Source organism: Nonomuraea thailandensis (assembly GCF_024172165.1).
In the GTDB taxonomy this organism is placed as follows: Bacteria; Actinomycetota; Actinomycetes; order Streptosporangiales; family Streptosporangiaceae; genus Nonomuraea; species Nonomuraea thailandensis.
Genome location: NZ_JAMZEB010000002.1, coordinates 12,046,569 through 12,061,276, shown reverse-complemented (window position 1 = coordinate 12,061,276; position 14,708 = coordinate 12,046,569). Strand labels below are relative to the sequence as shown.

15 protein-coding genes and 1 tRNA gene are annotated in these 14,708 nt (G+C 71.3%); 9 read left to right on the top strand and 7 right to left on the bottom strand.

Translation table 11 applies throughout. The features are described from left to right. Positions 1-25 precede the first annotated feature (25 nt). From HD597_RS60195 to HD597_RS60170, 6 genes are all read left to right on the top strand, one after another. The gene (locus HD597_RS60195) at positions 26-781 is read left to right on the top strand and encodes an IclR family transcriptional regulator (RefSeq protein WP_253758087.1); all 756 of its coding nucleotides are present in this window, start codon (positions 26-28) and stop codon (positions 779-781) included. Further along, positions 778-1,722, top strand: a complete 945-nt coding sequence (locus tag HD597_RS60190; RefSeq protein WP_253758085.1) for a sugar kinase — start codon at positions 778-780, stop codon at positions 1,720-1,722. Before HD597_RS60195 ends, HD597_RS60190 begins: the two co-directional genes overlap by 4 nt. A 38-nt stretch (positions 1,723-1,760) precedes the next feature. After that, entirely contained in the window at positions 1,761-2,807 is a 1,047-nt protein-coding gene (locus HD597_RS60185) for a serine/threonine-protein kinase (protein WP_253758083.1), read from the top strand. A gap of 59 nt (positions 2,808-2,866) precedes the next feature. Next, positions 2,867-3,241: a BlaI/MecI/CopY family transcriptional regulator gene (locus tag HD597_RS60180; RefSeq protein WP_253758081.1), complete on the top strand. Its 375-nt coding sequence runs from the start codon at positions 2,867-2,869 to the stop codon at positions 3,239-3,241. 76 nt (positions 3,242-3,317) lie between these two features. Beyond that, complete coding sequence (locus HD597_RS60175) at positions 3,318-4,976, top strand: catalase (RefSeq protein WP_253758078.1); 1,659 nt, start codon at positions 3,318-3,320, stop codon at positions 4,974-4,976. Positions 4,977-5,035: 59 nt separating this feature from the next. Beyond that, complete coding sequence (locus HD597_RS60170) at positions 5,036-5,293, top strand: DUF1876 domain-containing protein (RefSeq protein ID WP_253758076.1); 258 nt, start codon at positions 5,036-5,038, stop codon at positions 5,291-5,293. Positions 5,294-5,334: 41 nt separating this feature from the next. Here HD597_RS60170 and HD597_RS60165 read toward each other — a convergent pair whose 3' ends face one another. Genes HD597_RS60165 through HD597_RS60145 form a run of 5 tightly spaced genes read right to left on the bottom strand, consistent with a single transcriptional unit; the run spans position 5,335 to position 11,710 of the window. Beyond that, positions 5,335-6,240: a dihydrodipicolinate synthase family protein gene (locus HD597_RS60165; protein ID WP_276083309.1), complete on the bottom strand. Its 906-nt coding sequence runs from the start codon at positions 6,238-6,240 to the stop codon at positions 5,335-5,337. After that, the gene (locus tag HD597_RS60160; protein ID WP_253758071.1) at positions 6,237-7,226 is read right to left on the bottom strand and encodes an ABC transporter ATP-binding protein; all 990 of its coding nucleotides are present in this window, start codon (positions 7,224-7,226) and stop codon (positions 6,237-6,239) included. Before HD597_RS60160 ends, HD597_RS60165 begins: the two co-directional genes overlap by 4 nt. After that, positions 7,219-9,153, bottom strand: a complete 1,935-nt coding sequence (locus tag HD597_RS60155; protein WP_253758068.1) for a dipeptide/oligopeptide/nickel ABC transporter permease/ATP-binding protein — start codon at positions 9,151-9,153, stop codon at positions 7,219-7,221. Before HD597_RS60155 ends, HD597_RS60160 begins: the two co-directional genes overlap by 8 nt. Continuing rightward, positions 9,150-10,109: an ABC transporter permease gene (locus HD597_RS60150; protein ID WP_253758066.1), complete on the bottom strand. Its 960-nt coding sequence runs from the start codon at positions 10,107-10,109 to the stop codon at positions 9,150-9,152. The genes HD597_RS60155 and HD597_RS60150 overlap by 4 nt, the downstream gene beginning before the upstream one ends. Then, a complete protein-coding gene (locus HD597_RS60145) occupies positions 10,106-11,710 on the bottom strand; it encodes an ABC transporter substrate-binding protein (protein ID WP_253758064.1) in 1,605 nt (534 codons plus the stop codon). Before HD597_RS60145 ends, HD597_RS60150 begins: the two co-directional genes overlap by 4 nt. A gap of 137 nt (positions 11,711-11,847) precedes the next feature. Between HD597_RS60145 and HD597_RS60140 the strand changes: the two genes are divergently transcribed. Continuing rightward, positions 11,848-12,558, top strand: a complete 711-nt coding sequence (locus HD597_RS60140; RefSeq protein WP_253758062.1) for a FadR/GntR family transcriptional regulator — start codon at positions 11,848-11,850, stop codon at positions 12,556-12,558. A gap of 97 nt (positions 12,559-12,655) precedes the next feature. Here the strand turns inward: HD597_RS60140 and HD597_RS60135 are convergent, their stop codons facing one another. Continuing rightward, entirely contained in the window at positions 12,656-13,240 is a 585-nt protein-coding gene (locus HD597_RS60135; protein ID WP_253758060.1) for an HD domain-containing protein, read from the bottom strand. Positions 13,241-13,289: 49 nt separating this feature from the next. Between HD597_RS60135 and HD597_RS60130 the strand changes: the two genes are divergently transcribed. Both HD597_RS60130 and HD597_RS60125 read left to right on the top strand, forming a co-directional pair. Continuing rightward, the gene (locus HD597_RS60130) at positions 13,290-14,156 is read left to right on the top strand and encodes a DUF4429 domain-containing protein (protein WP_276083307.1); all 867 of its coding nucleotides are present in this window, start codon (positions 13,290-13,292) and stop codon (positions 14,154-14,156) included. Between the two features lie 64 nt (positions 14,157-14,220). Continuing rightward, the gene (locus HD597_RS60125; RefSeq protein WP_253758056.1) at positions 14,221-14,556 is read left to right on the top strand and encodes a hypothetical protein; all 336 of its coding nucleotides are present in this window, start codon (positions 14,221-14,223) and stop codon (positions 14,554-14,556) included. 47 nt (positions 14,557-14,603) lie between these two features. On the opposite strand, the gene HD597_RS60120 is transcribed toward HD597_RS60125, so the two are convergent. Continuing rightward, positions 14,604-14,680, bottom strand: a tRNA-Lys gene (locus HD597_RS60120). Between the last annotated feature and the right edge of the window lie 28 nt (positions 14,681-14,708).

The window sequence follows — 14,708 nt, the reverse complement described above, 5'->3', positions numbered from 1 at the left end:
GATTTCCCCCGCTATCGTGGGCGACGTGCAGGAACGCAACCAGTCCGCCTCGCTCAGGCGCGCGCTGACGTTGCTCGACCACGTACGCGAGCACCCGGGCCTGACGCTCACCCAGCTCGCCGAGGCGGCCGGCCTGTCCAAGAGCACGGTGCTGCGGCTGACCGTGCCGCTCGTCGAGGCCAAGCTGCTCGACCGCGACCGCAGGACCGGCGTCTACCGCCTGGGCCACGGCACGCTCCGGCTCGGGCAGGCATACCTCGCCACCCTCGACCTGCGCGCCGTGGCGGCCGGGGAGTCGCACCGGCTGATGAGCGAGGTGCGCGAGACCGTGCACCTCGTCGTCCACGACCACCCGCACGTCGTCTACATCGACAAGGTGGAGAACGAGGCGAACGTGCGCATGGCCTCCCGCATCGGCAGCCGCGGCCCCCTCCACTCCACCGCCGTCGGCAAGGCCATCCTGGCCTGGCTGCCCGAGGAGCTCCTGGCCGAGCTGGTCCTGGAGCCCAGGACCAGGCACACGATCACCGACGCCGAGCGGCTGCGCGCCGAGCTGGCGCACATCAGGCGCCGCGGCTACGCCGTGGACGACCGCGAGAACGAGCCCGAGGTGCGCTGCGTCGCCGCACCGATCTTCAACCACCACGACGCCGTCGCCGCCGCCATCTCCGTCTCCGGCCTCACCTCGCGCATCACCGCCGCGCGGGTACGCGAGCTGGGGCCGCTGGTGGCGGGGGCGGCGGTGCGCATCTCGAGAAAGCTGGGTAGTACGAGCCGATGACTGAGCTGGTGACCTTCGGCGAGACCATGGCCCTGTTCGCCGCCCGCCGTACGGGCCCGCTGCGCTTCGCCCGCGACTTCGACCTCGGCCTGGGCGGCGCCGAGTCCAACGTCGCGATCGGCGTGGCCCGGCTCGGGCACGACGTGACGTGGATCGGCCGGGTGGGGGCCGACGAGTTCGGTGACCTGATCCGGGCGACGCTCGCGGGCGAGGGCGTGCACGCGCACGCGATCCCCGACCCTGCCGCGCCCACCGGGCTGATGATCAAGGGCAGGCGCACGGCCGACCTCATCGACGTGCGCTACTACCGCAGGGACAGCGCGGGCTCGCGGCTGAGCCCCGCCGACCTCGACCCCGGCCTCATCCGCGCCGCCAGGGTGCTGCACGTCTCCGCCATCACGCCCGCGCTGTCGGGGTCGGCGCGGGAGGCCGTGCGCCACGCGATCTGCGAGGCGCGCTCCGCCGGGGTGACCGTCTCGCTCGACGTCAACTACCGGCGCGCGCTGTGGACGCCCGAGGAGGCCGGGGCGTGGCTGCGGGAGGTGGTCGGCGAGGTGGACGTGCTGTTCGCGACCGAGGCGGAGGGCCGGCTGATCGCCGACGCCGAGGGGGCCGAGGAGCTGGCCGCGGCGCTGGCGGGGCTCGGGCCGCGGCACGTGCTGCTCAAGTTCGGCGCCGAGGGGGCGATGGAGCTGTCCGGCGGCGTCGTACGGCGGGCGGAGCCGTACCGGGTGACGGAGGTCGACTCGGTGGGCGCGGGAGACGCCTTCGCGGCCGGCTGGCTGGCCGACTGGCTGGCCGGGGCGGAGCCCGGGCAGCGGCTGGCCACCGCGTGCGCGGCGGGCGCGTTCGCCGTCACCAGCCAGGGCGACTGGGAGAGCCTGCCCCGCCGCGCCGACCTCGACCTGCTCCGCCGCCCCGCCGACGGCGTCAGCCGCTGACCACCACACCAAGTCCGCATATGTCGTAGCCTGCCGGAATGCTTGATCACCATCTCGACGCGCTCTTCCAGGCAGCCGCCGACCGCGATCCCGACCGGCTCTTCGAGCACGCCTCGCAGCTCTACGCGGCCACGGAGACCGCCGACAGGGCGACCCTGTCCGCCGTGGCGGCCCGCTTCGGCGAGGTCTTCGACCTGGTGCCGCCCGGCGTCGGCGCCCGCCTGGGCATCGTGGCCGGCGCGCTGGCCGAGCGCGGCGCCGACCCGGCCCCGCTGGCCGAGCCCCTGGTCGAGCAGCTCACCGGGCTGCTGGAGCAGTCGGCCAGGTTCGCCGCGGCCTGGCGCTCGGCCACCGGCGAGGAGCCGCCCGAGCCCGACGACAACGACCCCGGCTGGTTGCCGAGCACGGCCGGCCGCCTGACCGGCCTGCCGGAGCGGGAGGCGTTCGGGCTGGCCGACGCCTGGGCGAGCGTCCACATGGCGCACATGCCGGTCCTGTCCATCCTGCAGCTCTCCCCGGAGGTGCGCGCCGGGCTGCCCGGCCGCGAGCGCCTGGCAGCGGCCCTGTCGGCGGTGGCCGACGACCGCGAGGACCTGGAGTGGCTGGCCGGACTGCTGGCGGTCCTGGAGGACGAGCACCTGATCGTCCTGCACAGGGAGACCGGCCGCGGCTACGAGGTCGTCATCGGCGGCATCGGCGACAACTTCCAGCTCCACACCCTGCTGGCCGACGTGGTGAGCGGCCCGTCCGACCACGGGCTGATCGAGGGCGTGCAGCCGGACCCCGAGTGGGTCATGGCCGCCACCGACGGCGACGTGGACCCGGAGGACGGCCCGGTCCACGGCCAGTTCAACCTGGTGGACGCCTACGGCAAGTGGATCTGGAACGAGGGCGTCCCCGCCGACATCCCGAAGCTGGACGGGGTGCGGGTCGTCGTGCTCGACCCGCCGCCGTACGCGCGGTCGTGGAGCCCCGGCAGGCGCTACCCGATGATGCCGGGCGTCATCCGCCTGGAACGGATCCTGCCGTCCGACGAGGCCGCGGCCTGGATGTCCAGGATCGTCCCCGAGGGCGGCGGCGAGTAGGCCCACCGGCTCCCGATCGGCGAGGGGCCGATCGGGGCCGAGCCCTTACCATGTGGGACATGAAGCGCCCGCTCGGAGAGCTCGAATCCACGATCATGGACAGGATGTGGTCCTACCGCAGGCCCGCCTCCGTCCGTGACGTGCTCGAAGACCTCCGCACGGAGCGCGAGATCGCCTACACCACGGTCATGACCGTGATGGACAAGCTGCACACCAAGGGCCTGCTGCGGCGCGAGCCGGTCGGCCGGGCCTACGTCTACGAGCCGGTGGCCACGAAAGAGGCCTACACCGCCGAGCTGATGCGGCACGCGCTGGCCACCAGCGGCAACCAGGCCGCGACCCTCGTGCACTTCCTCGAGCGCCTCACCCCGGAGGAGGCCACGGCCCTGGAGGCGGCCCTCCAGGTCTTCCCGCCGGGCAGCCGCCGCCCGTAGGAGCAACCTTTGCCCGTTTCCGCTCCGGCCTTGAGGGCAGGCGGGGAAAACTCGTCCCGGGGGAAGGAACGGTGCAATGACAGACGTTTCGGGCATGGGTTCGCGGCCTGACGACAACCGTGAGGTGCTCACCAACCGGCAGGGGCACCCGGTCTACGACAACCAGAACCAGCGCACGATCGGCCCGCGGGGCCCGGCGACGCTGGAGAACTACCAGTTCCTGGAGAAGATCAGCCACTTCGACCGGGAGCGCATCCCCGAGCGGGTGGTGCACGCCCGGGGCACGCTCAGCTACGGCTACTTCGAGGCGTACGGCAGGCTCGGCGACGAGCCGATCGACCGCTACACCCGGGCCAAGCTCTTCCAGCAGGAGGGCAGCCGCACGGACGTCGCGGTGCGCTTCTCCACGGTGATCGGCGGGCGCGACTCGGCCGAGACGGCCCGCGACCCGCGCGGCTTCGCCATCAAGTTCTACACCGAGGACGGCAACTGGGACCTGGTCGGCAACAACCTGGCCGTCTTCTTCATCAGGGACGCGATCAAGTTCCCCGACGTCATCCACGCGCTCAAGCCGGACCCCGTCACCTTCCGGCAGGACCCGAACCGGATCTTCGACTTCATGTCGCAGACTCCGGAGTGCATCCACATGCTGGTCAACCTGTTCAGCCCGCGCGGGATCCCGGCCGACTACCGGCACATGCAGGGGTTCGGGGTGAACACCTACAAGTGGGTCAACAAGGACGGCCAGTCGTTCCTGGTGAAGTACCACTGGATGCCGAAGCAGGGCGTGCGCAGCATGACCGAGGCGGACGCGGCGGCCGTGCAGGCGCACGACCTGGGCCACGCCACCAAGGACCTGCACGACGCGATCGAGCGCGGCGACCACCCGGAATGGGAGCTGCTGGTCCAGGTCATGAGCGACGACGAGCACCCCGAGCTGGACTTCGACCCGCTCGACGACACCAAGGTGTGGCCGGAGAACGACTTCCCCGCGCTGCCGGTCGGCCGGATGGTGCTGAACAGGAACGTGGAGAACCAGTTCGCCGAGAACGAGCAGTCCGCGTTCGGCACCGGCGTGCTGGTGGACGGGCTGGACTTCTCCGACGACAAGATGCTGGTCGGCCGGACGTTCTCCTACAGCGACACGCAGCGCTACCGGGTCGGCCCGAACTACCTGCAGCTCCCGGTCAACCAGACCAAGGCGCCCTGCCGGACGAACCAGCGGGACGGCCAGATGACGTACTTCGTCGACACGGCCGGCGAGAGCCCGCACATCAACTACGAGCCCTCGGTCCGCGACGGGCTGCGCGAGGCCCACTACCCGCACCCGGACGAGGTGGGCCCGGTCGTCACCGGCCGCCTGACCCGCAAGCGCATCCCGCGTACCAACGACTACGTGCAGGCGGGCCAGCGCTACCTGCTCATGGAGGAGTGGGAGCGCGACGACCTCGTCGCCAACCTGGTCACCAACCTCAAGCAGTGCGACCGGGTCATCCAGGAGCGCATGGTCTGGCACTTCCTGCTCGCCGAGGACGACCTGGGGCTGCGCGTCGGCGAGGGGCTGGGCATCACGCCGGACGACGTGGCGGGGCTGGAGCCGCTGCAGAGCCAGGACCTGACCGACGAGGACCGCGGCCGGCTGTCCAAGCTGGGCAGGAACGGCCCTCGCGACGTCGAGAACCTGAAGATGACCCACTGCGTGCCGAACGAGCGGGCGGCCCACGCCGACCGCTGACCACTGACCTTTACGTCCGCCTCTCCTGGAGAGAGGCTGGACGTAGGGAGGAGGTCGTCATGGACTACAAGCAGTGGAACGTGCAGATCTGGATCAGCGAGGATGACGACGACGCCGTGACCACGGCCACGGTCGTTCTGTTCACCCCTGACGGGAAGCGGCACGAGAGCGTGGCGCACGCCCGCCGCAACCCGGACGACCGGCCCGTGCCCGGGATCGGGGACGAGCTGGCCGTCGGCCGGGCCCTGTCCGACCTGGCCTCGAAGCTGATCGAGGACGGCGCCAAGGACGTCGCCGAGCTGGCGAGCCATGTCTAGAGGAGCCGCGGCTGGAGCGGCCGCGCCTGGAGGAGCCGGGCCTAGAGGAGCCCGGCGCTCGCCAGGAGCTTGCCGATCCGGCCGACCTCGTCCTCGTTGAGCGGGACCTGGGGCAGCGCGGTGATCGGGCAGTCGATGACGCCGCGCAGGTGCAGCGCGGCCTTGAACGCCCCGAGCCCCGACGAGCTGCCGCCCATCCGGTCGCCGCCCACGTGGACGATCTCGAACAGCCTGACCAGGCGCTCCTGCTCGGCCCTGGCCGCCTCCCAGTCGCCCTGGGAGGCGCAGCGGTACAGCTCGGCGTACCCCTGCGGGTCCACGTTGCCCAGCCCGGGCACCACGCCGTCGGCGCCCATCCACAGCGCGGAGTCGACGGTCACCTCGGACCCGGTGAGCACACTGAACGGCGCCTCGCGGCCCATGACGACGGCGCGCAGGCCGCCGTCGTCGCCGCTGGAGTCCTTCAGCCCGGCCAGCACCCCCTCGGCGGCCAGCTCCAGCACCAGCGCGGCGCTCAGCTTGGTGTGCACGGACACCGGCAGGTCGTAGGCGTAGACGGGCAGCCCGCCCCGCGCGGCGATCGTCCTGAAGTGGGTGCGGATCTCCTCGGGATGCGTGCGCGTGTAGAACGGCGCCGTCACCACCAGCCCGGACGCCCCCGCCCCGGCGGCGACGCGCGCGTGTTCGAGCACCCGGGGCGTGGTCATGTCGATCACCCCGGCCAGCACCGGCACCTGACCGGCCACGTGCCCGACGACGGTGTCCAGCACCGTCCGCCGCTGGGCGTCCGTCAGGTAGGCCACCTCGGAGGAGGAGCCCAGCACGAACAGCGCGTCCACCCCGCCGTCGATCAGGTGGTCCACCAGCCGCACCAGCGAAGCCGTGTCCACCTCGTACTCGGAAGTCATGGGGGTGCACACCGGTGGGATGACACCGGACAAACTCATACTCGCTCCTGGATCAGTTCGATGTCGGTCGCCCCTGCCGCCACCGGATGGTGGCAGTGGAACAGGTGCTCGCCCTCGACCGTCGCCTCGGGCATCTCGGCGGCGCAGACGTCGTCCGCGCGCCAGCACCGCGTGCGGAACGGGCAGCCGCTCGGCGGCCTGGTGGCCGACGGCACGACGCCCACCAGCGGGATCGGGTTGATCGGCGAGATCAGCCCGGGCGTGGCGGAGAACAGCGCCCTGGTGTACGGATGCCGCGCGCCCAGCGGCACCGACTGCGCCGGCGTGCGCTCCACGATCCTGCCCAGATACATGGTGACCACGCGGTCGCTCATCCTGCGGACCGTCTGGATGTCGTGCGAGACGAACACCAGCGCCAGCCCGAGCCGCTCCTTCAGATCCAACAGCAGGTTGAGTATCTGCGCCCGCACCGACACGTCCAGCGCGCTGGTCGGCTCGTCGGCCACGACGAGGTCGGGTTCGAGCGCCAGCGCCCTGGCCACGGCCACGCGCTGCCGCTGGCCGCCGGAGAGCTGGCCGGGCAGCGCGTCGGCCGCGCCGGCGGGCAGCCCGACCAGGTCGAGCAGCTCCCGTACGCGGGCGTCGCGCTGGGCGGGGGTGCCGCGGCCGTGCACGTTGAGCGGGTCGCGCAGCACCTGCCTGATCGGCAGCCGCCGGTTGAGCGCCGTGGACGGATCCTGGAAGATCATTCCCACGCTCGACCCGACGAGCTCGCGCCGCTCGGACTCCTTCATCCCCCACAGGTCCCGGCCGCGGAAGGTCACGGTGCCCGCGGTCGGTTTCTGCAGCCCCACCAGCACCTTGGCCAGCGTGGACTTGCCGCAGCCCGACTCGCCCACCACGCCGACCGTCTCGCCGGGGCTCACGGTGAGGTTCGCGGCGGTCAGCGCGTACACGCGGTCGCGCCCCAGCAGGCCGCCCGAGCGGGCCCTGTGCACGACGTGCACGTCCTTCAGCTCAAGCATGCTGCTCGCTCCTCACCAGCGTCGGCGCCGGGTGGTGGCAGGCCACCTGGTGCGTGGCGTCCCCTTCCAGGACCGGTTTCTCGGTACGGCACACGTCCGAGGCCATCGGGCACCGGTCGGCGAAGCGGCAGCCGGGCGGGAAGTCGGCCGGCGCCGGCACCACGCCGCGGATCTGCGTGAGCCGCTCGGCCCCCGACTCCAGCGACAGCACCGAGCCGAGCAGGCCGCGGGCGTAGTGGTGGGCGGGCCTGCCGACCAGGGACGCGGTGACGCCGGTCTCGACGATCTGGCCGCCGTACATGACGACCACGCGGTCGGTCACGTCGGCCACCAGCGCCAGGTCGTGCGAGACGAGGATCAGCGCGAACCCCAGCTCCTCGCGCAGCCTCAGCAGCAGCTCGATGACCTGCGCCTGCACGGTCACGTCGAGCGCGGTGGTGGGCTCGTCGGCGACGATCAGCTTGGGGTCGCGCGAGAGCGCCATCGCGATCAGCACGCGCTGCCGCTGCCCGCCCGACAGCTCGTGCGGGTAGGCCGACAGGGTGCGGCGGGCGTCGAGGCCGACGAGTTCGAGCAGCTCGGCGGGGGTGCGCCGGCCGCCTCGCCGGGTGAGCTGCTTGAGCTGGGCCTTGATGGTCATGGCCGGGTTCAGCGAGGAGAGGGCGTCCTGGTAGATCATCGCCATCTCGTGGCCGAGCAGGCGGCGGCGGGCGCGCCTGGACTCGGCGAGCAGCTCCCGCTGGTCGAAGCGCACGTGTCCGCTGACGCGGGCCTCGCGCGGCTGCAGGCCCATGATGGTCAGCGCGGTCAGCGACTTGCCGCAGCCGGACTCGCCGACCAGGCCCAGCACCTCGCCGGGGCGCACCTCGAAGCCGATGCCGTCCACGATGTCGACGCCCTCGGCGAACCCGATCCGCAGCCGCTCCACGGAGAGGATCGGCGGGCCCTGCGGCAGCGGGCGGGCCCGCTCGGCGAGCCTGCGCGCGGCCTCCTCCAGCCCCGGCAGCTCGACGATCTCGCCGGAGCCCGGCCGGGCCTGCTCGAACGCGTCGTCGTCCCTGCGCACCTGCGCCTTGCGCGCCGCCGGGGCGGCCCAGGCGTCGGAGATGCCCTCGGACAGGATGTTGAGCGCGAGCACGGTGATGAGGATGAGCAGGCCGGGGAAGACCGTGGCCCACCAGCCGCCGAGCAGCACCAGGTTCTTGCCGTCGGCGATGACGCTGCCCCACGACGGGTTCGGCGGGCGCACGCCGGCGCCGATGAACGACAGCGACGCCTCGAACACGATCGCGTCGGCCACCATCACCGTGCAGAACACCAGCACGGGCGCGGCGCAGTTGATCGCGACGTGCTTGATGACGATGTGCGGCGTGCGGGCGCCGATGATGCGCTCGGCCGCCACGTAGTCCTCGCCGTACTGCGCGATCACGTTGGCCCGCACGACCCGGGCCACGGACGGCATGTAGAGGAACGCCATGGCCATGACCAGCACGGGGATGCTGCCGCCGAACACGGCCACGAGCACCGCGGCCAGCGCGATGCCGGGGAAGGCCATGATGACGTCGAGCACGCGCATCAGGGTCTCGTCCACGGCCCTGCGCGAGGTCGCCGCGACGGCGCCGATGACCGCCCCGGCGACCAGAGCCAGCCCGGTCGCGCCGAGGCCGATGATCAGTGACCAGCGGGCGCCGTACAGCAGCCTGGACAGGATGTCGCGGTTGGCGCTGTCGAGCCCCATCCAGTGCTCGGCCGACGGGCCGCCGCCGGCGGCCTCCTGGAAGTACGGCGAGTGCGGCGCGATCCACGGCGCCAGCACCGCGGCCAGCACGACCACGGCGATGATGCCGACCGAGACCCACGACAGCGGCTTCAACCGGCGGAAGCCGAGACCGGGCCGCGCAAGGCGCTCTGTCGGTCCACGTCTCATGTGGCACTCCTGAGGCGGGGGTTGACCAGCAGGTAGAGGATGTCGACGACCAGGTTGACGACCATGAAGCCGACCGCGATGGTCAGCACCACGCCCTGGACGACGGCCGGGTCGCCGTCACGCACGGCGTTGATCATGAGCTGGCCCATGCCGGGCAGCCCGTAGATCGTCTCGATCACCACCGTGCCGCCGATCAGGTAGCCGATGCGCAGGCCGAGCACGGTCAGCGGATTGATCAGGGCGTTGCGCAGCACGTTCCGGCCGACGACCACGATCATGGGCAGGCCGCTGCCGATCGCGGTGCGTACGTAGTCGCGGTCCAGCTCCTCCACCATCGAGGTGCGGATGATGCGGGTGAGCTGGGCGGCGATCGGCAGCGACAGCGACAGGGCGGGCAGCGTCATCGACTGCAGCCAGCCGGCCACCGAGTCGGCCGGGTTGATGTAGCCGCCGGTCGGGAAGAGCCCCTCGCCGACCGCCAGCCACTGGATCATCAGCAGCGCCAGCCAGAACGCCGGAGCCGCCACCCCGATCAGCGACACCATGCGGATCACCTGGTCGGGCCACCGGTCGCGGAACAGCGCCGCCGTGACGCCGAACACCAGCGACAGCACCACCGCCACGGCCAGGCCGAGGAAGGTGAGCTGCAACGTCAGCGGCAGCGCGGTCGTCACGGACTCCAGGACCGGCTTCCTGGTCAGCACGCTGGTGCCCAGGTCTCCCTGCGCCAGGTCGGCGACGAAGCGCACGTACCGGACGGGCAGCGGGTCCAGCAGGCCGTTCTCGACCTGGAACTGGCGGATCTGCTCGGGGGTCGGGTTCGCGCCCTGGAAGTAGGCGTACTCCGGCTTGACGCCGGAGAAGCGCATCACGATGAACACGAATGCGATCACGCCGAGCACCAGCGGGATCAGGATGAGGAGCCGCCGCAGCAGCATCCGGGCGACGAGCGTCATGTCCTCTTGGCCTGCAGCAGGTTGATGCCCGGGTACGGCTGGGCGCGGATGCCGGACAGCTTCTTCGGGTCGTAGGCGGTCATCAGCTCGTTGTGCACGACCGGGTAGAGGATGGCCTGCTCCGCCACGAAGTCCAGGTACTCGTGGATCAGCTCGGTGCGCTTGGCCTTGTCCGTCTCCTTGGCGGCCTCGTCCATCATCGTGAAGAGCTTCTCGGCGTCCTCGGTGCCGTCCCAGTGGGCGTACTTCATCCACAGGCCGCCGGGCACGTAGTTGTAGTGCAGGATCAGGTCGGCGTCCATGCCGAACTGGTTGGGGTTCGAGGCCGCCGCGACGACCTGGTACTCCTGCATCTGGTCCATCTTCGTGAAGAGCGCGGCGGTGTCCTGCGGCTCCAGCGTCGTCCTGATGCCGACGGCCTCCCAGGAGGAGGCGATGGTGGGCAGGCAGTCGGCGATCCAGCTCACGTTGACGGCCATGAGGTTGATCGTCAGGTTGCTGACGCCGGCCTCCTTCAGCAGCGCCCTGGCCTTCTCCGGGTCGTGGTCGTAGACGACGGAGGCCCGCTTGTGGTCGGGGTGGCCCTCGTTGAGGAAGGAGCTGGAGGCGGTGCCGTGGCCCTTGAGCGCCACGCCGATCATCTTCTGCTTGTCGATGGCGTAGTGCAGGGCCTGGCGCACCCGGATGTCGTCGAACGGCTTGGTGGCCGTGTTGAACATCAGGAACATGTGGTTCATGCCCTTGCCGCCCTCGACCGTCAGCCCCTGCTGCTTGAGCTGCTCGACGTTGGCGTACGGGATGTTGTCGGCGATCTGCGCCTCGGCGGACCCGCCGGAGATCTTGGCCACGCGGGCGGCGGCGTCCACGATCGTCAGCCAGTTCATCTTCTTGACCGTGGCGGGCCGCGGCCCGTTGTAGCCGTCGAACGCCTCGAACGAGGTGTTGGACTTGGGGTTGTGCGCGGTCAGTCTGTACGGCCCCGACCCCACCGCCTTGCCGCCCTTGGCCTGGTCCCAGGCGCCGGCCTGGCTGAAGACGTGCTTCGGCATGATCTTCGCGATGGTCAGGCGGGGCGCCGCGTCGGGGAACGGGAACTTGAGCACCAGCTCCACGTTCCTGTCGTCCATCTTCTTCACCTCCTGCAGCCAGGACTTGAAGAAGTTGCCGGCCAGCACGTTGTCGGGGCCCAGGATCCGCTCGAAGGTGAAGACCACGTCGTCGGCCGTGACGGGCTGCCCGTCGTGCCACTTGGCGCCGTCCCTGAGCGTGAACGTCCACGTGGTCGCGTTCGGGTCGGCGGGCAGCGCGGTGGCGAGCGCGGGGTAGGGCTCGCGGCTGATCGGGTCGGTGTCCAGCAGACCCTCGTAGACGTGGTTGATGCCGGCCATGGCGAAGGCCGAGGCGGTCTGCGTCGGGTCCCAGCTCTGGTCGTTGCCGTATCCGATGACGGCGGTGATCAGGTCCTTGTCGGTTCCGGCACCGACCGAGCCGGTCGAGGCCGGGCCTCCGGAGCAAGCGGAGAGCGTGGCCGCGATGAACGCCGCCGCACCGGCCGCCCCGCTGTGACGCAGGAAGTCGCGGCGACTGAACTCAGAGCTCACGGTTGCCTCCTGGGAAGAGATATAGGACGTGGGACATCCCATGTCCTACGATGTGCGTAAAGTGGACGCTAATTGCCACCCAGGCTTGAGGTCAACGGAAGATTTCCGGATTGTTACCTGTGATGAAAGGATTCTTCATGACCACAGTCCCGCGTCCGGCGCGCCCCAGCCGCGCCGTCGAGGCCCAGGAGGGCGTCAAGGACCTCATCGTCAGACGCGGGCTGGTGGCGGGCGACTCCCTCCCCACCGAGTCGGAGCTCATGGAGGAGCTCCGGGTCAGCCGCAACTCGGTCCGGGAGGCGCTGAAGGCCCTGCAGGCGGTGGGCATCGTGGAGATCCGCCACGGCTTCGGCATGTTCGTCGGCCGCATGTCCCTGGCCGGGCTGGTGGACGAGCTCACCTTCCACAGCCGCATCACCCTCCAGAACGGCGCCAACCACCTCGCCCACCTGGTCGAGATCCGCGAGATCCTGGAGAGCGGCCTCGTCCAGCGGCTGATCGAGCTGGGCCCCGAGGTGGACCTGACGCCGGTCGCCGACGTCATGGCCCGGATGGAGGGCGAGGCCCAGGCAGGGCTGGTCTCCCCCGAGACCGACCGCCTCTTCCACGACGTCCTCTACCGGCCGCTCGGCAATCCCCTGGTCAGCCGGCTCCTCGGCGCGTTCTGGGACGTCTACTACCAGCTCCGCGACGCCCTCGGCGCTCCCGACGAGCCGCCCGCCGACGTGGCCAGGCGGCACCGCGACATCTACACCGCCGTGCTCAAGGGCGACACGGACGCCGCCGTGGCCGCCGTGCACGCGCACTTCGAGGGCGTACGCAACCGCACGGCCAGGATCGGCGGCTGATCCAGGAGGCGGGCACGTCCAGGAGGCGGGCGCTCAGGAGACCGGCGCGGGCATGACGTGGGCGCTCAGGAGACCGGCGCGGGCGGAACGCGGCCGCTCAGGAGGCGGGCCAGCGCTCGACGCGCCGCCACCTCCCCCGCCACTCGCCGAACCACTGCGCGAACCACGGGTGCGCCCCGGCCAGCGGCATGATGTGCGCCACGGTCTCCAGGTAGTAGCGCCGCTGGAACCGCCACGCCATCCGCTGCAGCTCCTGCACGTTGCTGACCCGGTCCGACAGCTTCACCAGCACGGCCCGCGGCGGCGCCTTGAGCAGCGAGGCCAGGTAGTCGGCCTTCGAGCCGCCACCCGGCTTGGTCACCCACCGCACGAGCGCGGCGACCTCGGGTCCGAAGCGCCGCGCGACCTCGCCCTCGGTGCACGGCGTGTCCTCCAGCACGTCGTGCAGCACGGTGGCCACCAGCACCTCCCGGTCGCTCAGCTCCGCGCCGACGACCGCCACCTCCAGCGCCTCCAGCAGGTGCTCGACGTACGGCCTGCCGGTCGGCCGCTGCTGCACCCCGTGCATGCGCCGGGCGAACGCGACAGCGTCGCGCAGGGAGGCCACGGTGGACGCCGGGAGCGCCCGGGTCAGCGGGCCTTCCGCGTGCGCCCAGGACGGCCAGCTCGTGAAGATCTGCATCCCGCTCCTTCGCATGGGTGGTGCCGCGAGCGTGTCCTAGGCTGAGAATATGGCCGAGATCGCTGTCCCAGACGGGTCATGGACGTTCAATGGGGAAATGCTGCGGATCGTCCCCGGCAGCGACAAGGACATCGAGGAGCTGCGCCGGGCACTGGGCGAGGTGCGCGTGCCGCTGGAGGCGATCGCCGGCGTGGCCTTCGAGCCCGCGCGCAAGGGCGGCCACCTCCGCCTGCGGCTGCGCAAGGGGGCTGACGCGCTGTTCGACGTGGCCGCCGGGGCGCTGGGGCCGCCCGCCGACCCGTACCGGCTGGCCGTGCCGAAGGCCCGGGCGGGCGCGGCCGAATACTTCGCCGACGAGATCCGCGACACCATGGCCGTCCACCAGACGCCGGGCGGCCCCTGCGACGACTACCTCCTGCCCGTTCCTGACGTGCCGATCTCGGCCACGGCCGGCGACGGCGCGGTGCTCTTCGACGGCGAGCGCGTCCGGCTGGAGTGGACCGGATGGGCGAGCTCGGAGAAGGAGAAGGCGGGCCCGCAGGAGTTCCCGCTGTCCGATGTGTCCGGCGTGGAGTGGAAGCCGCAGTCCGGCATGGGGCACGGCACGCTGCGGTTCCGGATCAAGGGCGAGGCGCCGAGCGCCAGGCCGCCGCAGAAGGACCTGCGCTGCGTGTCCTGGGGCATCCAGCGCTTCGGCGGCGCGACGGCCCTGGTCGCCGCCGCCGTGCTGGCCCGCCTGCCGAACGAGCAGCCCGAGCTGCCCCCAGCCGCTCCCCCGCCGGTCGCCGACGACGTGCACGACGCGGTCCTGCGCCGCCTGGCCGAGCTGGGCCGGTTACATCACTCGGGGGTGCTCACGGACGAGGAGTTCGCCACGGCCAAGCAGGCGATGATCCGCCGGCTCCAGGAGTCGTAATCCGCTTTTCCCGTCGCCACTTCTTGCGTACGCTCGACCACGCACAGTGACTTCGGGAGGGGCAATGATCGCAAGATCACACATCGCGGCGGCGGCGACCGGAGCGGCCTTCGCGCTCACGTCGGCGGGGCTGCCGACCTCGGCGTCGGCGGCGGCCACGGTGCTGCGGTGCGACACCTACGTGCACGCCAACGACAACGACCTCGGCATCGCCGCCTGCAGCAACCCCACGGGCCAGACGTGGATCTTCCGGGCCGTGGTGGTCTGCGGCAGGGCGCCCGACGTGGTGGGCGAGTGGGTGACGCTCCCGCCGGGCGGCTACGGGCAGTCGCAGGGTTACTGCGGCGGCATCTTCACCAGCGGGGTCGGGGCCGTCGGCGTGGACGAGCGGCCCGCCTGAGCGGAACGACGAAGGGCACCGTCGCCGGACGGTGCCCTTGTCAGTGGTGGTGCGCCGCCAGGGACTCGAACCCCGGACCCGCTGATTAAGAGTCAGCTGCTCTGACCAACTGAGCTAGCGGCGCAACAAGGGAAACTCTATCAGCCGCCGGG